This is a genomic window from Aquimarina besae (genome assembly GCF_042434905.1).
In the GTDB taxonomy this organism is placed as follows: domain Bacteria; phylum Bacteroidota; class Bacteroidia; order Flavobacteriales; family Flavobacteriaceae; genus Aquimarina.
In genome coordinates this window covers 3,849,835-3,870,117 of the sequence record NZ_CP170199.1, presented here as the reverse complement: position 1 = coordinate 3,870,117, position 20,283 = coordinate 3,849,835, and the positions used below count along the sequence as shown (strand labels likewise).

24 protein-coding genes and 1 pseudogene are annotated in these 20,283 nt (G+C 33.0%); 13 read left to right on the top strand and 12 right to left on the bottom strand.

Annotated elements, in window-relative coordinates; all coding sequences use genetic code 11:
• Positions 1-85: 85 nt before the first annotated feature.
• A complete protein-coding gene (locus tag ACE94K_RS17225; protein WP_378175170.1) occupies positions 86-226 on the top strand; it encodes a hypothetical protein in 141 nt (46 codons plus the stop codon).
• A gap of 83 nt (positions 227-309) precedes the next feature.
• Here ACE94K_RS17225 and ACE94K_RS17220 read toward each other — a convergent pair whose 3' ends face one another.
• The 4 genes from ACE94K_RS17220 to ACE94K_RS17205 all read right to left on the bottom strand — a co-directional run bounded on the left by ACE94K_RS17220 (position 310) and on the right by ACE94K_RS17205 (position 2,733).
• The gene (locus ACE94K_RS17220; protein ID WP_378175167.1) at positions 310-504 is read right to left on the bottom strand and encodes a hypothetical protein; all 195 of its coding nucleotides are present in this window, start codon (positions 502-504) and stop codon (positions 310-312) included.
• A gap of 223 nt (positions 505-727) precedes the next feature.
• Positions 728-1,273 carry an RsmD family RNA methyltransferase gene (locus tag ACE94K_RS17215; protein WP_378175165.1) on the bottom strand — a complete coding sequence of 182 codons (546 nt, stop codon included), beginning with the start codon at positions 1,271-1,273 and terminating at the stop codon, positions 728-730.
• Between the two features lies 1 nt (position 1,274).
• The gene (locus tag ACE94K_RS17210) at positions 1,275-2,105 is read right to left on the bottom strand and encodes a DUF3822 family protein (protein WP_378175162.1); all 831 of its coding nucleotides are present in this window, start codon (positions 2,103-2,105) and stop codon (positions 1,275-1,277) included.
• Complete coding sequence (locus ACE94K_RS17205) at positions 2,080-2,733, bottom strand: hypothetical protein (RefSeq protein ID WP_378175159.1); 654 nt, start codon at positions 2,731-2,733, stop codon at positions 2,080-2,082. Before ACE94K_RS17205 ends, ACE94K_RS17210 begins: the two co-directional genes overlap by 26 nt.
• Positions 2,734-2,869: 136 nt before the next feature.
• Between ACE94K_RS17205 and ACE94K_RS17200 the strand changes: the two genes are divergently transcribed.
• From ACE94K_RS17200 to ACE94K_RS17180, 5 genes and pseudogenes are all read left to right on the top strand, one after another.
• Positions 2,870-4,297, top strand: a complete 1,428-nt coding sequence (locus tag ACE94K_RS17200; RefSeq protein WP_378175156.1) for an ATP-dependent RecD-like DNA helicase — start codon at positions 2,870-2,872, stop codon at positions 4,295-4,297.
• Between the two features lie 12 nt (positions 4,298-4,309).
• Entirely contained in the window at positions 4,310-4,885 is a 576-nt protein-coding gene (locus ACE94K_RS17195; protein WP_378175153.1) for a DUF4126 domain-containing protein, read from the top strand.
• Between the two features lie 65 nt (positions 4,886-4,950).
• Positions 4,951-5,655 (top strand): annotated as a pseudogene (kdsB, locus tag ACE94K_RS17190) (3-deoxy-manno-octulosonate cytidylyltransferase); the annotation flags it as partial.
• 81 nt (positions 5,656-5,736) lie between these two features.
• On the top strand, positions 5,737-6,798 hold the full coding sequence (locus ACE94K_RS17185; RefSeq protein ID WP_378184302.1) for an iron-containing alcohol dehydrogenase family protein: 1,062 nt from the start codon (positions 5,737-5,739) through the stop codon (positions 6,796-6,798).
• A 25-nt stretch (positions 6,799-6,823) separates the two neighbouring features.
• Positions 6,824-7,381, top strand: a complete 558-nt coding sequence (locus ACE94K_RS17180) for a 1-acyl-sn-glycerol-3-phosphate acyltransferase (protein WP_378175150.1) — start codon at positions 6,824-6,826, stop codon at positions 7,379-7,381.
• Here the strand turns inward: ACE94K_RS17180 and ACE94K_RS17175 are convergent.
• From ACE94K_RS17175 to ACE94K_RS17145, 7 genes are all read right to left on the bottom strand, one after another.
• On the bottom strand, positions 7,378-7,896 hold the full coding sequence (locus ACE94K_RS17175; RefSeq protein ID WP_378175147.1) for a hypothetical protein: 519 nt from the start codon (positions 7,894-7,896) through the stop codon (positions 7,378-7,380). The two genes, ACE94K_RS17180 and ACE94K_RS17175, sit on opposite strands and share 4 nt — an antisense overlap.
• Before the next feature lie 98 nt (positions 7,897-7,994).
• Positions 7,995-8,492, bottom strand: a complete 498-nt coding sequence (locus ACE94K_RS17170; RefSeq protein ID WP_378175144.1) for a hypothetical protein — start codon at positions 8,490-8,492, stop codon at positions 7,995-7,997.
• Between the two features lie 108 nt (positions 8,493-8,600).
• Positions 8,601-9,317 carry a YebC/PmpR family DNA-binding transcriptional regulator gene (locus tag ACE94K_RS17165; RefSeq protein ID WP_378175142.1) on the bottom strand — a complete coding sequence of 239 codons (717 nt, stop codon included), beginning with the start codon at positions 9,315-9,317 and terminating at the stop codon, positions 8,601-8,603.
• An 81-nt stretch (positions 9,318-9,398) separates the two neighbouring features.
• A complete protein-coding gene (locus ACE94K_RS17160) occupies positions 9,399-9,686 on the bottom strand; it encodes a 4a-hydroxytetrahydrobiopterin dehydratase (RefSeq protein WP_378175139.1) in 288 nt (95 codons plus the stop codon).
• A 32-nt stretch (positions 9,687-9,718) separates the two neighbouring features.
• Positions 9,719-10,663 (bottom strand): septum formation inhibitor Maf, encoded by a 945-nt coding sequence (locus ACE94K_RS17155; protein WP_378175136.1) that lies wholly within the window; start codon positions 10,661-10,663, stop codon positions 9,719-9,721.
• 98 nt (positions 10,664-10,761) lie between these two features.
• Positions 10,762-11,349 carry a Maf-like protein gene (locus ACE94K_RS17150; protein ID WP_378175133.1) on the bottom strand — a complete coding sequence of 196 codons (588 nt, stop codon included), beginning with the start codon at positions 11,347-11,349 and terminating at the stop codon, positions 10,762-10,764.
• 3 nt (positions 11,350-11,352) lie between these two features.
• A complete protein-coding gene (locus ACE94K_RS17145; protein WP_378175131.1) occupies positions 11,353-12,255 on the bottom strand; it encodes a geranylgeranylglycerol-phosphate geranylgeranyltransferase in 903 nt (300 codons plus the stop codon).
• Between the two features lie 199 nt (positions 12,256-12,454).
• Here ACE94K_RS17145 and ACE94K_RS17140 point away from each other — a divergent pair, with 199 nt between their 5' ends.
• From ACE94K_RS17140 to ACE94K_RS17110, 7 genes are all read left to right on the top strand, one after another.
• On the top strand, positions 12,455-13,642 hold the full coding sequence (locus tag ACE94K_RS17140; protein WP_378175128.1) for a S41 family peptidase: 1,188 nt from the start codon (positions 12,455-12,457) through the stop codon (positions 13,640-13,642).
• Positions 13,642-15,039 (top strand): sensor histidine kinase, encoded by a 1,398-nt coding sequence (locus ACE94K_RS17135; protein ID WP_378175125.1) that lies wholly within the window; start codon positions 13,642-13,644, stop codon positions 15,037-15,039. The genes ACE94K_RS17140 and ACE94K_RS17135 overlap by 1 nt, the downstream gene beginning before the upstream one ends.
• A 2-nt stretch (positions 15,040-15,041) precedes the next feature.
• Complete coding sequence (locus ACE94K_RS17130) at positions 15,042-15,722, top strand: response regulator transcription factor (protein WP_378175122.1); 681 nt, start codon at positions 15,042-15,044, stop codon at positions 15,720-15,722.
• 45 nt (positions 15,723-15,767) lie between these two features.
• Entirely contained in the window at positions 15,768-16,979 is a 1,212-nt protein-coding gene (locus ACE94K_RS17125) for a serine hydrolase domain-containing protein (RefSeq protein WP_378175119.1), read from the top strand.
• 52 nt (positions 16,980-17,031) lie between these two features.
• Positions 17,032-17,481, top strand: a complete 450-nt coding sequence (locus ACE94K_RS17120) for a hypothetical protein (protein ID WP_378175116.1) — start codon at positions 17,032-17,034, stop codon at positions 17,479-17,481.
• A gap of 79 nt (positions 17,482-17,560) precedes the next feature.
• Positions 17,561-17,977 (top strand): hypothetical protein, encoded by a 417-nt coding sequence (locus ACE94K_RS17115; protein WP_378175114.1) that lies wholly within the window; start codon positions 17,561-17,563, stop codon positions 17,975-17,977.
• Between the two features lie 119 nt (positions 17,978-18,096).
• Positions 18,097-19,785, top strand: coding sequence for a M1 family aminopeptidase (locus ACE94K_RS17110; protein WP_378175111.1), 1,689 nt, complete (start codon positions 18,097-18,099; stop codon positions 19,783-19,785).
• Here ACE94K_RS17110 and rlmH read toward each other — a convergent pair whose 3' ends face one another.
• Positions 19,786-20,259 carry a 23S rRNA (pseudouridine(1915)-N(3))-methyltransferase RlmH gene (gene rlmH, locus ACE94K_RS17105; protein ID WP_378175108.1) on the bottom strand — a complete coding sequence of 158 codons (474 nt, stop codon included), beginning with the start codon at positions 20,257-20,259 and terminating at the stop codon, positions 19,786-19,788. It lies immediately after the preceding gene.
• Between the last annotated feature and the right edge of the window lie 24 nt (positions 20,260-20,283).

Genomic DNA, 20,283 nt, shown 5'->3' with positions numbered 1-20,283 from the left:
AATTTTTATGCTTATCATTTTTGGTGGTTTATACTGCTTATAATGTAAGCATCGGATGTTTTCGTCGACTGTATTGTCAAATTAAATGATGGAAATTATAGATTATCTATTAGGTAAAGGAGGATTTGCAATACTGGCATTGGTTGTAGTATCGGTGATGTTATATCATAAAATAAAGGCTCAACAAGAATTTGGAGTTTCCTCTAAAAAGGAAAAGAACAAATAAGTGACTATTACCGTATATATAGTAAAAAGGAGCTACACAATCATATAGCTCCTTTATGTTTTCATAAAAGCTAAAAAATTCTCTTAATTAAACTGACATACTTTGTAAGATGAAAAAGGAGAATATCTACAAGACACATCTCCAGGTCCTAAAAATGGAGAAAGATCCCAGCAGTCTGCATTGGTGTTACAGCGTCTTCCTGCGACAAATCCTCCGTTGATTGTTTTTTGTTGCTTCTTGCTTAAAGAAGTTCCTAAATTTTTGATGTTGTCGATCATACTATACGGTTTAAGAATTAGATTTCTCTAAAATAAATTCTTTAATACTATGAAAGTAACTATTGTGGAGTTTCGACAGGATATTGTGGACGAGTGTATATGTTCTTCCTTAAATCCTTCCTTTTAAAGAAAGAAATTGAAAAGTCTCTTCGCCGCGGCGAAGATATTTATAGGGATGTTTAACTGTTTTTGATAGCAAAACTAATACAAACCAAGTTCAATATTACGAACCACTTTTTTCAAAAAAACTAAAAACAGAACCTCCATATTTACGTGCATTGCTAAAATAAGATACTGTATCTAGTTTAGTATGCTTAGAGTGTTCTATGATCAAAATACCATCTTCATTTAGTAAATCATTCTCAAAAACCAATGCAGCAATTTTGGCAAATTGATCGTCTGTAAAATCATAAGGCGGATCTGCAAATATGATGTCAGATTTTTTCTTTACTTTTTCCAGGTAGCTATACACATCACTTTTTATAGTGTCAATAGTAAAATCAAGCTCCTTGGCAATACTTTTAATGTATCCTACACAGCTGTAGTTTGCATCCACTGCAGTTATATTCTCTGCACCACGAGATGCAAATTCGTAACTAATATTTCCAGTGCCTGCAAAAAGATCTAATAGCGTAACCTCAGAAAACACATAATGATGGTTGAGGATATTAAACAATCCTTCTTTGGCCATATCGGTTGTGGGGCGTACCGGTAATTTTTTTGGTGCCTGTAATCGTTTTCCTTTATATTTTCCTGATATGATACGCATATTAAAAATGACTTAATAAAACAAAATGTTGGTGATCATCAATAGGAGTGAGGTGATCAGAAATTTTGATAAGGTTATTTCTACTTCCGAAATCTACATGACGAATATATTTATGCGCAATATGATAAGCCTTACTTGCTTTTGTGATATCGCCCAGAAAAATCAATTGAAATTCTTCGGGATTTAATCTCAATTGCTCTGCAGCAAACATAACATAGTATAAAAAATCTTCGTGGGTGTCGTATATATAAGAATTGCCTAGTTTTAGTTTTCCTTTTTCGGTGATCACCAGATCAAAGGAGGTAGGATTCATATGAGCAAATACCGTTGTAGTTTCACTGTTCTTTTCTTTTGCTAAAATAGTATCTAAAAGAATGGTGGACGAATGTTTATATGTAAAAGAACCAAAAGTGTCAAAAAAGAAATTATTAATATTTGTATAGGGTATATAAACAATAACAATTTCGTGCGGTTCTAATTCATCATAGGCGATAAAATCATTATCCAATACTTTGATGTTATACTTTAGATAATCTTTTAATGATTCAGGGTCAAATAAAGCCTTTGGCACACAGGTATATAAATCATTTTGATGAATAACTTCTACCGTGTCAAAATCATATTGAAGGTTTGGGTGGTGATCAAAAGAGTATTTGATTTTGTCCAGTACTTGTTCCGGAGACAAATGGATTCCAAAATTATCATGTTCGATTGCTGTTATTTCTCCATCAGAATTTACGGTGCAAAAAGAAAGTCCATTCAGGCTTACCTGAATGGACAATGTATGTTTTGTAGTACTTGACGTATTACTCTTGTTTTGTATTTGAGTCATAAGTTTTTGGCCAGTTACCAGTAGTGTTAACTTCTTGCATCGAACCTACGGATAAAAATGGTCCATCTACACCTTCTACAGAAACTACCTGCTTTTCCTGATACAATAAGTCTTTATCAAGATCGTGTAATAGAACATCCTTAGCAACTTTGGCTTCAAAAACACTGATTCTGATTCCGTTTTTGTCGATAAATCCTGCGTCAAGGTCAAACTTCGCATCTACACCTTCAATAGGCACATTCATCATTGTTTTATAGCGATCGCTTCCTCCAAACAAAGAATCCTTTATAGAAGCATAACCAAGGGTGTCAATGACAACCGTATCTCTTGGCTCATCAATTTGTAATATCTTATTAAATCTGATAAAACTAGAATCTCTACGCTGTGTCAACGTAAATTTAGCTGTATCTATAAAAGCAATTAATTTAGCAGGATCTTTTTCAAATCTCCCAACTACTGTATTATGAGCTAGCTCTGCTTGTCGAATATCTCTAAGATTTTCAATGGCTTTTGCGTAACGCACTTTTTTAATTTTGTTGAATCGTACAGGACCCATTACAGAATTGTATACCATGTAACCCAAGGCTGCGATAATTACCCATAGAACTAGTTGAAGAACAATTTTCATTTTATAATTTAGCTTTTAGACATTAGTGTATACGCAAATCTACAATTTTTTTTTAATCGTAAAAGTTTATAGCCAAAAAATCATTACTATCTTTGATTTATTAACAGATTATGGATTTAAGGAACATCAATATTTCATGAGGAAAACAGAGTTTTATCAGTTGCTTAAAGACGATTTTCCTTTTGAACCCACACTAAAACAGGACATTGTACTTCAGAAGCTTTCAGAATTCATACTATCAGATTCCAAAAACAGTCTTTTCTTACTAAAGGGATATGCAGGTACGGGTAAAACGACTTTGATTGGTACATTGGTTAAAAATTTATGGAAAGCAAAGTTAAGCTCGGTTTTATTGGCTCCTACTGGTCGAGCCGCTAAGGTAATTAGTAATTATTCGGGTAGACAAGCACAAACCATCCATAGAAATATATATTATCCCAAAAAAAATAGTAGTGGTGGCCTTGCATTTCAACTAAAACAAAACAAAAGTAGAAATACCATTTTTATTGTAGATGAAGCATCTATGATCCCGGATACTCCTAGTGATAGCAAACTTTTTGAAAATGGTTCTTTACTAGATGATCTAATGCTGTACGTTTACTCGGGCCATAATTGCAAGATTCTGTTTATTGGGGATACTGCTCAGCTGCCGCCTGTAAAATTAGAGGTGAGTCCGGCCTTGGATTCGGATACTTTATCTATGGGTTTTCATAAAGAAGTGACTCAAATCGAGTTGGATGAAGTGGTAAGACAGGCAGAGGGTAGTGGTATTTTGATGAACGCCACATCGTTAAGAGAATTACTAAACGATGGGTTTTATGATTCTTTTCAATTTAATATTGATGGATATCCTGATATTATAAGATTGATCGATGGGCATGATATTATGGACGCTTTAAATGACTCTTATGCCAGCGCCGGTCACGAAGAATCGGTTATTATATTGAGGTCTAATAAGAGAGCAAACATCTACAATCAACAGATTCGTTCTAGAATACTTTTTCAGGAAGATGAACTTTCTACAGGAGATTATTTAATGGTAGTCAAGAACAATTACTTCTGGTTAGATACAAAAAGCGAGGCTGGATTTATAGCAAACGGAGATATCATAAAGATTCTGGAAATATTCGCGATTAAAGAATTATACGGATTTCGTTTTGCAGAAGTTAAGATTTCTATGGTAGATTATCCGGATCAAAAACCTTTGGAAACCGTTTTGATTTTAGATACATTAACTTCAGAGAGCCCTTCTTTATCCTATGAAGAATCCAATAAATTATATCAGGAAGTGTTAAAAGATTTTGAAGGAGAAAAATCAAAGTACAAAAAGTTTTTAGGAGTCAAAAACAACAAGTTTTTTAACGGTCTACAGGTAAAATTCTCTTATGCAATTACCTGTCATAAATCACAAGGTGGTCAATGGGATACTGTATTTATAGAGCAACCGTATTTGCCTGAAGGAATCAATAAAGACTATTTACGTTGGTTATATACTGCGGTAACAAGAGCGAAAGAAAAATTGTATCTTATAGGGTTTAAAGATGATTTTTTTATTGAAAGTTAAATTGGTTTACGAATGCAAGAAACAATTTTAAGCATATGTCTAGGAGTCGGATTAGCAGCTTCTGTTGGATTCAGGGTGTTTTTACCATTATTGGCTGTGAGTTTGGCAGGTCATTATGGTGTCATTCCGTTAAATGGAGATTGGCAGTGGATTGGAAGCAATGCAGCATTAATTGTATTGTCTGTGGCTACCATTATCGAAATTCTAGCGTATTATATCCCTTGGTTTGATAATTTATTGGATACCATTGCAATTCCGCTAGCTGCTGTTGCTGGAACAGCTGTTATGGTCTCAACAGTAGCCAATTTAAGCCATGTTGTAACCTGGGCTTTAGCGATTATTGCAGGAGGAGGAACCGCAGCCACCGTAAAAAGTACGATGGGCGCATCCAGATTAACTTCTACTGCCACTACAGGAGGTTTAGCCAATCCGGTAATCGCAACTGCAGAAACAGGAACCGCTACCATCATGTCTGTATTATCTGTGTTTTTACCATTATTAGCGATCATTTTTGTAATCATTTTATTTTTTGGTTTAAGAAAAGTTTATAAAAAACTATTCGTTCGCTCTTCTGGAAATTCGATTTAAAAAAGTTATTTTTGACCCTGCAAAAGCAAGCAATTTTGAACAAAACGAAGCTGAAAACGATCGCAATGATCCCTGCGAGATATGCTGCAACTAGATTTCCTGGGAAATTAATGCAGGATCTCGAAGGTAAATCCGTTATTCTCAGAACTTATGAAGCTGCGATAAATACATCATTGTTTAGTGAGGTATTTGTAGTAACGGATAGTGATATTATATTCAATGAAATTACAGCTCACGGCGGTAAAGCCATTATGAGTATCAAAGAACACGACTGCGGGAGTGATAGAATTGCAGAGGCTGTAGAAAATATGGATATTGATATCGTAGTCAATGTGCAAGGAGATGAGCCTTTTACAGAAAGAGAAAGCCTAGAAAAAGTATTGAAAGTATTTGAAGGTGAAGATGCTGATAAAATAGATTTGGCAAGTTTAATGACACCTATAAATGATTGGGATGATATCGTAAATCCTAATAGCGTTAAAGTAATTGTAGATAAAGACAATTATGCGCTCTATTTTTCTCGTGCTCCTATACCCTATCCCCGAGATAAAGAAATTAGCCATACCTATTATAAACATAAAGGAATCTATGCATTTAGAAAGCAGGCAATTCTAGATTTTTATCGCCTACCGATGAGAACTTTAGAAGCTTCTGAAAAAATTGAATGTATTAGATATCTTGAGTATGGTAAGAATATCAAAATGATAGAAACACATCATGAAGGTGTGGAAATAGATACCCCGGAAGATTTAGAAAAAGCAAGAAAACTAATTAACAAACAAAATCTTTTGAATATAACATCTACTGCCGTTACGCCCAAGGTTGAAGAATCTATACATAAAAATTTTCCGATGGTACCAAGAGTGGTTTTCGGTAAAGGTTCTTTCAATCAATTGGAACAAATCCTTTCTCCTGAACGTAAGAACGGAGCTCCTTTTGTTTATCTTATCGATGATGTTTTCGAAAATAACAAAGCATTTATTGAAGATAGAATACAGCTATCCGGGAATGACAGAATAGTATATATCTCTACCAAAGAAGAACCAAAAACAACCCAGGTAGATGAACTTGTTTTAGAATTTAAAAGTATTTTTAGTTTTACACCAAGTGGAATCATCGGTATTGGTGGAGGATCTATTATGGATCTGGCCAAAGCAGTTGCTATTATGATGAACAATACAGGTAGTGCTACAGAATATCAAGGTTGGGATCTTGTTGATAACAGAGCGGTATATCATGTGGGAATCCCCACTATTTCTGGAACAGGAGCAGAAGTTTCGAGGACTACCGTATTAACCGGGCCAGAAAAAAAGTTAGGTATTAATTCTGATTTCACTCCTTTTGATCAGGTGATTCTAGATCCTGAATTAATTAAAGACGTGCCAAAAAATCAGTGGTTCTATACAGGTATGGATTGCTATATCCATTGTATTGAATCCTTAAATGGTACATATCTGAATGCTTTTAGCCAGAGTTATGGAGAAAAGGCATTGGATCTATGCAAAGAAATCTTTTTAAAGGATTCTTTGGATAAAGAAGAGGCAGATGCAAAACTAATGATGGCTTCGTGGCACGGTGGTATGAGTATCGCATATTCTCAAGTCGGAGTAGCGCACGCGATGAGTTATGGATTAGCCTATGTTTTGGGAACGAAGCACGGAATAGGAAATTGTATTGTCTTTGATAAACTTGGGGATTACTACCCAGAAGGTGTTGCGCTCTTTAAGAAAATGAAAGAGGTTCATAAAATAGATCTACCAACAGGAATTTGCGCTAATGTAACCGAAGAACAACTGGATACTATGGTATCTGTTGCATTAGGTTTGGTACCTTTATGGGAAAACGCCTTTGGTAAAAATTGGCAGGATAAAATAAATGCTGATACCCTTAAGGCAATTTATCGTACTTTATAGTTCTGAATTTCATAATCAAACAACCATGAGAAAATTTTCATCTTTTATATTTCACAAAATAATGGGATGGAAGATGATAGGAGATTTTGACGAGGGTAATATTAAAAAATGTGTAGTCATTGTAGTACCACATACTAGCTGGCATGATTTTTATATTGGTTTATTAGTAAGGCAAATAGCAGGAGTAAAGATCAGTTTTATGGGAAAGAAAGAACTTTTTAAATGGCCATTTGGTTGGTACTTTAGAAAAGTTGGAGGAATCGCTCTTGATAGAACTCCCGGTCAGAATAAAGTAGATGCGATTGCCAAAGAATTTGAAAAACGTGATGAACTAAGATTAACTTTGGCTCCAGAAGGAACAAGGAAAAAAGTTTCGACCTGGAAAACAGGATTTTATTATATCTCAAAAGCCGCTAACGTACCTATTATCATGGTCGCTTTTGATTTTGGGAAGAAAAGAGTAGTGGTGTCTTCGGCATTTTACCCTACGGATGATATTGATAAAGATTTAGAATATATGTATGGTTTTTTTAAAGGTGTAAAAGGAAAGATTCCCGAGTACAGCTTTGAACCGGAAGCTTAGAATTTACGAGTTTTTTCTTTTTTAATGATTTCTTTTTTAGGGTCTTCTTTATTTTCTTCTTCCAAAGCATCTGCACCAAAAAGCAATTCTGTGCTGGAAAAAGTAGTTCCGAAAGTTTTTGCAGCAAGATACACCTGAGATATGGCACTTTCAACTTGTTCACGGCTTAGTTCCTTCAATGGGTGAACATATGCAGACCAAAGAATGCCATTAGAGATCGCATATTTCACATCAAGAGCAGAATGAAAGTTAGCGGTCATTGTATCTAATAACAAATCTTTATCAAGATTACCGGATTCTGTGATAGGGGATATAATACGCATTCTATTATTAGCAGAGTCCGTAATGCAAAGCATCATAGTTTCTTTATAAACAAACTGCCAGTTTCCTGATACTCCAGCTAATGTATCCGCATTTTTGGTAATAATCTCACTTAAGATGTCGTTGTTCATGCTCTGGGCGTAAGAAAATATTCCGAAAGACAGAAATAAGAAAGTGGTCCATTGCTTTATCATTAGGCTAATTTTTAACTAGGTCGAATAAACCTTGTAAACCTAACAAAAAAAAGACCGCCTTGTCGGGCGGCCTTTCGATTAATGTTATAATTTTTTGATTATATTTCTGTAAAAGTACCTGAAAAACTTACAGTTACCATTTCGTTATTATTCAATTGGATATCAGCAACAATCGTGTAATTATTATTCTCTCCACCAGAAATGGTAACAGTTCCACCAATTGCATCAAAAGTAATTCCATCTACTCTTAATGTTACAATGTTAAAGTGAAAAGCAGGATTATCTGGAGTGGTTGCCGAGAAATTGAAAGTTCCAGGAGTAAACACTGCGTTTTCTCCAGAAACAGGAGAAAAAAGTTCAGCATAAAATTCGTAAGGAACATTGTCATTAGTTCCACTTACAGTAAAATCAAGATTATAATAACCTTGTTCAGTTGTAGTTCCAAAGTCTTCAACTTCAGCTTCTGATACATTAACTACAGTACCTGCATAAGAAATTTGATTAGTAACTTCAACAATAGCTCCATCGTCATCACTTGAACAAGAAGTTAGCACTAAAGCAGAAATGAATGCGAATAAAAAAGTAATTTTTTTCATTTTGGGTTTTTTAAAATTAAGGCGCGAATTTAAGCAAATAAAAAAAAGAGTCAAATTTTAATTTAACTCTTTTTTAACTTTAACTTTTGTTTATTATTTCCCTTAATTTTAGGAAGATTCCTCCATAGTATGATAAACATTTTGCACGTCATCATCTTCTTCTATTTTTTCAAGAAGTTTTTCTACATCGGCAGCTTGTTCCGGAGTGAGTTTTTTAGTCACTTGCGGAATTCGTTCAAAACCAGAGGATAAAATTTCAATATCTCTCTTTTCTAATTCTTTCTGGATCGCACCAAAACTTTCAAAAGGAGCATATATTAATATTCCATCCTCATCCTGGAATACTTCTTCTGCACCAAAATCAATAAATTCTAATTCCAATTCTTCAGGATCAAGATCTTCTCCATTAATTCTAAAGTTGCAGGTATGGTCGAACATAAATTCTACAGAACCAGAAGTGCCTAGATTGCCATCACACTTATTAAAGTAGGATCGTATATTGGCAACCGTTCTATTATTGTTATCGGTAGCTGTTTCAACCAGAATAGCTATTCCGTGTGGAGCATATCCCTCAAACAGTACCTCTTTATAGTCACTTTGATCTTTATCAGAAGCTTTCTTGATGGCACGTTCTACATTGTCTTTTGGCATATTTACAGCTTTGGCGTTCTGTATCACTGCTCTAAGACGTGAGTTAGAAGCTGGATCAGGACCACCTTCTTTTACAGCCATTACAATATCTTTACCTATACGAGTAAACGCTTTGGACATCGCTGACCAACGTTTCATTTTACGTGCCTTTCTGAACTCAAAAGCTCTTCCCATAATCTAAATTTAAAATCAAAATACAAACATAAGTAGAAACCAAAAGTTTCACAAGTGGAAGTTTATTTCCGATTTAAATTTTTATTCTTCTTCAACAATGCCGTCGATTGCCTTAGCCAGTTGGAAATCTTTTTCGGTAATACCATCAGCATCATGCGTAGATAAACTAATAGTAACTACATTATATACATTGGACCAATCAGGATGATGATTTAACGCTTCAGCTTCAAAAGCAATGCGAGACATGGCTGAAAATGCATCTTTAAAATTTTCAAATTCGAATGAAGTGTGTAGTGCATTGTCTTCATATTCCCAACCATCCATTTTTTCTAATCGGGATGTTATTTCGGCTTCAGTTAGTTTTGTCATAGTATGTTTATTAATAAAATTAGTGTTAATTCCTAAAGCCCTAGTTCTTGTCTAAGTACTTCGTCATTATTGTTGTTTTTATTCCAATATGTTGACTTAATTTGCTTCAGCTTGGTAGCGGTAGTAGTTAGCTTTTTGGCGTTTGCACCAAAACCACTACTAAAGGTTTCTGTCCAACTTTCTATTTCGTACGGAAAAGTATTACCAAAGGTGATACTGATGCTTCTGTCTAAAGTTGTATAATCTAAAGTATAAATACGCACTTCGTTATTTTTTTGTAAACTGGCTTTTGCAGGGTATGCTTTTATTTCTTTATGTTTTAATCGACAATATTCTAGCGAAGGAATAATCTTAATATCTCCGGTCGGAAGATCATCGGGATTGATTCTGATTTTTGTCCATATTTCGTTTTCTAGAATATCTTTAGGCAACGAAAAATTCTGATCGGCTTCTCCTTGAAAATAGGAATGTGAAACTATATCAAATTGTTCTCTATTATTTAATTGTGCGTATACATGACCGCACCATTCTTGCATAGAGCTTGAAACTTTTATTGCGTGTTGGTTGTCTGCAACAGGATAAAAAGTACTTTGCATAATCGAATATGGATAAATTCCTGTATTAAATTTTTTAGTTGCATTTAGTTTTAGAACAGGAATATTTTTATCGTTTTGGTAATCTGCTTTCACCTGTACTTTTGGTAAAAAGTCTTCGGTAACGTAGATCAAAACTGCTTTTCCTTCTCTGATTTCGCCATATCTTGCTTGATCTAGTTTATACGAAGTGATTTCTGCATTACCGGCATACCAGTATTCCTTAAATTCAGAAGAAAGCTCTTTTGCCGGTTTTGATAAGAGTTTATTATTTTCGGTGGTCGTTTTTTCTGTAGTAGTTTTCCTTTCATCTGCTTTGATATTACTACAGGCAATACATATCAGAACACCTAATATCCCGATAAGGAGGAGTAACTTTTTCATAATATTATCCTTTCAGTTGTTGAATGATTTTTGAGTGCTTGCAGAACACTCTGCTGATTTCTATAAATCAATTTTATGATGTCTAAAGTACAATAAAGCTATGATCCGGCAAGTTCTATTAACGTTTCATAAACAAGTTGAACAGGTAACCCCATCACATTAAAATAACTACCTTCTATATGAGTGATACCAATGTACCCAATCCATTCTTGTATGCCATAAGCTCCTGCTTTATCCAAAGGAGAAAATGTTTCGACATAATAGTCAACTTCTGCTGATGATAGTGTTTTGAAAGTAACTTTGGTGGTTTGGTTAATGGTTTTGGTAGTTTTTGGAGTCTTAAAACATACCGAAGTGATAACCTCGTGAGTTTGTCCTGAAAGACTAGAGATCATTTTTTTGGCATCTTCGATATTCTTTGGTTTTCCTAGTGCTTTATTCTGGTGCCAAACAATGGTGTCGCTGGTAACTAAAATATCATTTGGTTGTAATTGTGTAAATTCTTTAGCTTTTAACTCTGCCAAATAATCAGAGATTTCAGAAGCATTAAGATGATCTGGATATACTTCTTCTACTTCTTTTAGTTGAATAGAAAAGTCCAGATCCAGATCCTTGAAAAATTGTTGTCTTCTCGGCGATCCGGAAGCCAAAATAATTTGGTGATTTTGTAATAATGTTTTAAGCATACTTTATAACAGAATATATTGATACAGCAAAAATGATAAAGAGGATAAAAACAAGACTATTTTAAGAATAAGACGTAATGACTTAAAATCTTTATTATTTTCTGCATTCCAACTTTTAAACATAAAAAATAGTAAAGGAGCGACCAAAAAGCCTAACACAATTAAGACCGCCGTAGAATTCATAAAAAGATAGGTGTATATGTAATAAACAATCAATCCGATGGGTAGTGCAGACAACCCGCTAATTAGTTTTGTTGTTCGATTTTTACCCAGAGCGATGGGTAAAGTTTGAATACCAAGATTATGATCTCTGTTCATCATCAGGCAGTCTTTTACAATTTCTCTAATAGTAATAATGATTAAAGCAAAAACCGCATAGTCTATGACGATCAAAAAAATCACTTTTTGCGATGCTCTATTCTGCTCTGTTATTGCAGGGAGTAAATCAAAAATGGCCACTCCAATCAAAGCAAGAGACATCATAAGACCCGGAATGATATTTTTGACTATAAGGATTTCACGTAAATACGTAGCATAAATATAGAATACACCTGAAACTACAATAAATAGTGCGGCTAGTTTTGGGTTGCCAGTAATATTGGATAAATAAAAACCTATCGCTACACCAATTACATTGAACATTATAAATAGTCGATTGGCAGTTTTATCCGTGATCGCCCCATTTTGTAGTCCTTTTCGATTCGAATTTTCTTTATTCTGTATTTCAAGCATCACATTAGCAGCTGCTGCAAGAGAGATTGTAGAAATTACCAAAAGAGCAATACCGAAACCATTTAAAGTAATATCAATTTGAAAGGGTTGAAAAAGTCCATATTTGATACATAATTGTGCTATTGCGATCAGGATGAGATTATCAAATTTAATGAGCTTTAGATAGGCTTGCATGAAAAGAAAAGTTGATTAGTTCGCAAATGTAATAATTAATCCTTTTGATACTCTATTAACTTATCTCCTTAAACGGGTTATTTTATTACTAGGTAAATATGTATTAACGTTAACGGTGGGTTAACGGTCCTAAATGCTTCGGATTCAACACAAGTTTGCCATACTTTTGATGACATCAACAATCAAAAAGCGAATTGTAATGTTAAGAATCATCATCATTTTGTGTATAGTTTCCGGTTCTTATGGACAAACAAAGTATCAGAAAGACTTTGATTACTATTGGAATGCAGTGAATCAGTATTTTGGGTATCTCGATGTTCAAAAAACAGATTGGAACGCAGTAAAAAGGATATATCAACCTTCTGTAGATACAATACAAAATGATGGTGATTTTATTCGTTTGTTAGAAATGACTAATAATGAGCTTTATAATGGTCATATTGGTCTTAATACAAACCTGGCTTCATCCAGCAGAGTAATCCCAACAGGAACCGATATATGGGTATCTTATAAAAATGATGGTTTTATGGTATCTGCAATTAGAGAAGGATTTCCGGCAGAAAAATCCGGCTTATTACTAGGGATGGAAGTAACTGGGTACAATGGTATTCCAATTTCTGAAGCGATAAAAAGATTTTTACCTAAAAGTGTTGAGACATATACTGACAAAATGTATGAATATGCAGGAAATCTGTTATTGGCCGGAACTCACAATTCGAAAAGGAGTATCAATGTTAATGGCTCATTAACATTCAATATTGAAAATGTAAAGAATAATAGATCAGCAAAGCTCGTAGACGCAAACGTAATTGAAAATAATATTGGATATATAAAAATCAATAATTCTTTGGGAAATAAAAATACGATTCAGGTTTTTGACAAGGCTTTGGATGATGTAAAAAACACAAATGAACTTATTTTGGATCTTAGAGATACTCCTAGTGGTGGAAACACAACGGTGGCACGAGCTATTATGGGAAGGTTTATAACAAAAGAAGCTCCTTATCAACGTCATAGCTTTATTTATGAAGAAAAGTTATTCGGAGTAAAGAGAAATACTGTTGAATTGGTTTCTCCAAGAGGGAAAACATATGAAAAGCCATTGGTTGTTCTTTGTGGCAGATGGACTGGAAGTATGGGAGAAGGAATTACGATTGGATTTGATGGTATGAAAAGAGCAGAGATCGTAGGAACAGATATGGCTGGTTTACTGGGGGCAGTTTATAACTATACACTACCGGAAACTAATATCGGATTTCAAATCCCTGTAGAAAAATTATTTCATATAAATGGTACTCCCAGAGAGAAGTTTAGTCCAAAACATCATATCTTGGGTACAAAAGAACAATTGAAAAAAGCCATCAAAATCATCAAGACCAGTTTATAATGAAAAAAAAGATAAAGATACTTGTTATAACATCTGTGACAGCATTGCTAGCACTATCCGCTATTCAGGCTTACCTGATACATAATACATATCAACTAAAGAAGGATGTATTTATAAAGGAAACAAAGAGAGCTATAAATAACATTGATAATACTAAAGAGATGGATTCCTTAGCAGAGCTCTGGTATACGTATTTAAGTAAAAGTCTTGCTGAGTATAAGCAAAATAATATCCAGAAAAAAGAGGCACTAAATAAATTTAAACCTAAAGCAGATTCTTTAAATGACCTATTTATAAAATATTACAAAAAAGAAATAGCAAGCCGCAATTTAGAATATGATATACAGTACAAAAAGGATATTAAAAGTATTGTGATTTTTGAAGATGAAAAGATGGATACCATTTTTTACGCTTCGAATGGGGAAAACATATATGCGTTTGGAGAAAAATTTCCTAAGAAAGATGAAGTAGTCATGAGTAAAGCTCGCTGGTTTACGGATTTGGATTATGAAAACGAAATTAATGGAGGATCGATCAAAATGTCTTTGGATATAGAGGTGAGAACTGTAGATTATATCAATATTATAGGTTGGAAACGAATAGTGTTTAAACAGATGGCTACTTTATTTATCTTTTCTATACTGTTACTTCTTTTTGTAGTGAGTCTGATGTTCTATTCAATCAGGAATTTGATCCGTCAGAAGAAATTAGCAGATATAAAAACTGATTTCATAAATAATATTACGCACGAGCTTAAAACTCCAATGGCGACTTTAGGAATTGCATCTAAGAGTTTAAGAAAACCCGAAATACAGAATTCTCCAGACGCATTTTCAAATACACTGGATATTCTTGATCGTCAGAACAGTAGGTTGCAGAAGTTGGTTGATCAGGTAGTTACTAATAGCTTGGGTTCTGAAGAAATAGTGCTTAAAAAAGAAGAAATACTAGATGACACCTATTTTCAGAACGTTTTGAAGGATTTTGAATTATCTGTTCAGAATAAAAATGTCAGTATCACATCCAAGATTGAATTTAGAGAAGTGCATTTAAGCATTGACAAATTTATGTTTACTACGGCCTTACTAAATGTTTTGGATAATGCTGTAAAATACGGCAAAGAAAAAGTAGAAATTGTTTTTAGAACATACCTTAAAGATGATCATTATGAGATATCTATTCACGATAATGGAATTGGAATCTCAGAAAAAGAACAACGTAAGATTTTTGAGAAGTTTTATCGTGTCAGCAAAGGAGATATTCATGATGTAAAAGGTTTAGGATTAGGATTGTTTTATACCAGTCAGATTGTTAAGGCACATCAAGGAACAATTTCTTTAGAGAGTAAACCTGATTTAGGAACTACATTTACAATAATAGTACCCGTAAACGCATAAGTATGAAGCATGTATTACTAGCAGAAGATGACTTTGATTTTGGAAGTATTTTAAAACAATATTTAGAGCTTCACGGATATAAAGTGGTTTGGGCACAAGATGGTAAAGAGGCTTTGAAACTCTTTTCTGAAGAGGAATTCGATATTTGCGTTTTTGATGTGATGATGCCTAAAATGGATGGGTTTACGTTGGCCGAAAAAGTAATCGAAATCAACCCGGAAACTCCATTTGTTTTTCTTACCGCAAAAAAAATGAAAGAGGATAAAATCCGGGGATTAAAACTAGGAGCCGATGATTACATCGTAAAACCTTTTGAAGCAGATATTTTGGTTCTAAGACTTCAGAACATCCTAAAAAGATCACAAAGAACTCAGGCAGTACAAGAAGAAATTATTACCATAGGCGATTATAAGTTTGATGCAACCAATTATTGCTTAAAAATAAATGGAGAACGACAAAAACTTACAGAAAAGGAAACGATTTTAATCCAGTATCTGTACGATCACAAGAATACAATGATAAAGAGAGAGAGCCTGCTAAAGGACGTTTGGGGAAATGACGATTTCTTTTCAGGAAGGAGTATGGATGTATTTATCAGTAGATTAAGAAAGTATTTTAAACAAGATAAAAAGATAAGAATTGAAAGCGTGAGAGGAGTTGGTCTCACATTTAACTTAGAATAAACAAATTTCATCAATCATCAATCATCAATCATAAAACGAAAAATTATGAGGACATTAAGTGTTATTCTGTGTATAGCAGTGTCATTTTGTATCAACGCACAAACGTCAGTAGATCAATTACAAAAAGAAATAGATTCTATATATAGAACTAGTAAAATTACTGGTTTTGGAGTTTCTATAATGACCAGCGATAAAATACTTTATCAAAACGGTTTTGGTTATGCAGATATTGAAACAAAGAAAAAATATACCCCTCGAACAATACAAAACATAGGTTCCGTTTCTAAAACTTTTGTAGGAATAGCTTTGATGAAAGCAATTGAAGACGGTAAAATAACGATAGATACACCTATCAATGATATTTTGCCCTTTAAGATCAATCATCCTAAATATCCACAAGTTCCGATTACCGTAAAGCATCTTGCTACGCATACGTCTTCTATTTTGGATACCGATGCATATGAAAAAAGTTATGTTTTGGAAGAAGGAGTAGAACTAAAGGAAGAGAGCTTTACTAAAAAAGAATATAAAGAATTGAAGATGATGAGGACTAATAAGAAATATAGCCTTGAAAACTTTCTTAAAAATCATCTAACTCCTCAAGGCGAATGGTATGATCAGCGTAATTTTTTAAAGCATCAACCCGGAGATAGATTTGAATATTCTAATGTTGGATCCGCTTTATTGGCATATATCATAGAAATCGCAACAAATACTTCTTTTCAGAAGTATACACAACAATACATACTAGATCCTTTAGGAATGAAAAATTCAGGTTGGTCCTATACATCTGTTGATAAAGATCAATATGCTTCTATATATACAGAATCAGGAAATAAAATTCCAAGATATAAATTAATTACCTATCCCGATGGCGGATTTAGAAGCAATATAGAAGATTTATCTAAATATCTCCAAGGTTTAATGAAAGGGTATTATGGAGAAAAAAGTATTCTTCAAACATCATCTTTTCAGAATATGATGTCACCGCAGGTAACCAAAGAACAATTTAATAGTAAAAAAGAATTAAAAGATAATTACGGATTGTTTTGGGAAGTATCCTCCTCCGGAAAAATAGGACATAATGGATCTGATCCGGGTATATTAACGCTTATGTATTTCAATAAAAAAGATAAAATAGGAGCGGTATTCTTTATGAATACAGGTTTAGAAGGAGACAAAGATATCCTTAGATCTGTACAGAGTATTTGGAAATCTATAAAAAAGTACAAAAAGAATTATGTAAATGCCCTATAAAATAGTTCAATCATTAATCTTTCTGCCTGTGGCAGATCAAAAAACGAATATTATGAGAACATTAATTTTAATTACAGTCAGTCTTATTTTAGGAATATGTACAACTATAGCTCAAACAACAGAAACTAGCTCATCAAAATCTTCTTCAGAATTTGCATTGACATATGACTCTGATGCTGAGCATAAAAAATTCTATAGGTCTTTTGTCACATTAGACATGGATAATGATTATAGAATAAAAATTCGATTTATGAAGCATATGAAATCTGATGTAAAATCATATTTGATAGATCAATTTGGGAAAGAAAATATAATGGTTAAGGACGATACCTATTTCTGGAATAAAGAAGTGGATGATGAAGAAATGTATGAAGTGAGATTAAAAGGAAATAAATTAAGGATTAATCTAAATAAGAATCTTGCATCAGATAAACTCATTAAGAGATTTGTAGAAATAGGTAAAGAACTAAAATCGATCACTTCAAACGCAGAAAAGAGTTAATAATCAATACATTTAAACATCAATCAATAACCTATCCATCTTAAGTGGATAATGAATCATTCATCAAAAAACGAATATTATGAAAACAATCATTTTAGTGTTATGTATGGCGTTTACAATGCCTATAATCAACGCGCAAACAAGTTCTAATTCTAAGGTAACAGTTAACTATTCTAGTGATGATACCAGTGATAATGGGTATAAAATAAATATTTCTATTTCTAATACAGATGATATTTATACGTTAAAGGCAAGCTTTCCGTCCCATAAAACAGATGAGGTAAAAAGCTTTTTAAAAGAACACCTAAATGCAAAAATGTCTACAAGTTATGGATCGCATATCTGGAACTATAATACTAGAGGAGAAGAAGGATATAAGGTTAAATTAAGAAAAGGTAAATTATCTATCTTTTTGGATAAAGAAGCTGTGTCTATTGATCTGGTAGAAGATCTAATAGATGTTTTTAGTGAATTAAGAGAGTTGATTAAAAAATAGAAGTAAAAAAGATTTTAAGTCTTGCAAGAACATCTTACGCTTTTAGCACGATAAAATTCATTAAACTAAGTTTTTAGTTAAATAAATTTATTTTTACATTCGCTTTAAATTATATCAAAATGAAAAGAATATTTTTTTTGTTATCTCTTTGCGCTTTTTTGTTTTCTTGCTCAAAATCCGTAAATAATAAAGTTACCTATAATATCTCACAAATAGTAAAAGACGGTATTCCTTATATCAAAATAAATATGGTATTCAAACCAAATTCCAAAAAATCCACAAAACTTTGGTTTCAAAATGATGCGTGGGGAGAAAAAGATATTTACAATACTATTCATAAAATGAATCTTTTAGATCAGAAAGGTTTGATAACTAAAAATAAAGATAGTGGTTGGATAGAGATTTCGCACCCTAGCGGCACAAAACAGATTCATTTTGAATATTTTCTTAAACAAGACTTTAAAACAGATATAAATGCCCAAAATAGTTATCGTCCAATCATTAAAAAGGAGTATTTCCATATTTTCTCACATAATATGTTTATGCTGCCAGAGAATCTAACGTCAGAAAATAATAAAAAGTTTGATGTAGTATTAAATTGGAATGATTTCCCCTCGGATTTTATTATTCATAATAGTTTTGGAAGTGAACAAAGAGTACAAGAGTTAAAGGACCTAACAGAGGAGGAATTTCATTCTGCAATTTTTGTCGGGGGAGATTTTAGAATTTACTCAAACGATATAAAAAATAATCAACTAGTGTTAGCCACGAGAGGAGATTGGATACCTTTCAAAGATGCTGAAGTATTCGACTTATTATATCAAACAGTAAAAGTACAGCGTAGTTTTTGGAAAGATCATTCACAAAAATATTTTACAGTCACCATGATGCCATTTCCTCAAAACGAGGGAAGCAGCTTTGGAGGCACAGGTTTGACGAATTCATTCGCCACTTCCATCTCTAATAATGATCAATCATCCATTGAACAATTACGATATTTATTTAATCACGAATTGATGCATAATTGGATTGGACACGCAATAAAAAATGAAAACGAAGAGGAGCAATACTGGTTTAGTGAAGGATTTACCGATTACTTCACACAAAAAAATATTGCAAAAAATAAGATGTTAGGATCTGATACAGGAGATTTTATCAATCAGATGAATATCACAATTAAAAATCTATATACTTCTCCAGTAGCAGTTGTACCTAATAGTGAAATCACTTATGATAATTTCTGGTCTAATCGTGATTATGAAAAGCTTCCATATTACAGAGGTTCTGTCTTTGCTTTTATTTTAGATTTAAAAATAAAAAGAGGATCTAATAATAAATTTAGTCTTGACGATGTGATGAGAGATCTTTTGCAACAATCAAAAAATGGTATAAAACTAAATTCAGAAGTATTTATCAAATCAGTAAACCAATTTATATCTGAAAATATTGATCCCTTTTTTGAAAAACATATTGTGAAAGGAGAACTGTATGATCTTAGTACTATTTTCATTAATCACGGAATAAAATTTAGCTCAAAAGCTAAAGTTTTCGATCAAGGTTTTTCCTATGATAAACAAACCAAAATTGTGACTGACGTAGTGCCTAATTCATCTGCTTACAATGCAGGACTTAGATCAGGTGATCTATTAAAGGGATGGAGTATTTATTATGGAAATATAGAAAAAGAAATAGAACTAAAAATTCTAAAGGATGCTGTAGAAAAAATAATCATTTATTTACCGGTCAAAGACATAGATCTCCCTCAATTATTGATTAATGAAGAAAATATCAAAAAGATGAACTTATAATTACCTATGATGATAAGGCTCGTTTCTTAGGATGGTAAAACCTCTATATAGTTGTTCAATAAAAAATAACCGAATCATTTGATGAGAGAATGTCATTTTTGATAATGAAAGTTTACCGTTAGCTCTATGATATACTTCCTGGCTAAAACCATATGGACCACCAATCACAAAAATCAATTGCTTGATACCGCTATTCATATGTTTTTGTAACAATTCAGAAAAACCAACAGAATCATATTGTTTACCCTTTTCATCCAGTAATATCAAAACATCTGAAGTATTGATCTTATTTAAAATTAATTTTCCTTCCCTATCTTTTTGCTGAGCTTCACTCAGATTTTTTGAATTCTTAATATCCGGAATGATTTCAAAAGTAAATTTCACGTAAAACCCTAATCTTTTGATATATGCTGCAATAAGATTATCCAGTTGTTTATGATCTGTTTTACCGATCGCTATTAATTGTATCGTCATGGATATAGTTTCTTTAGGGTCATT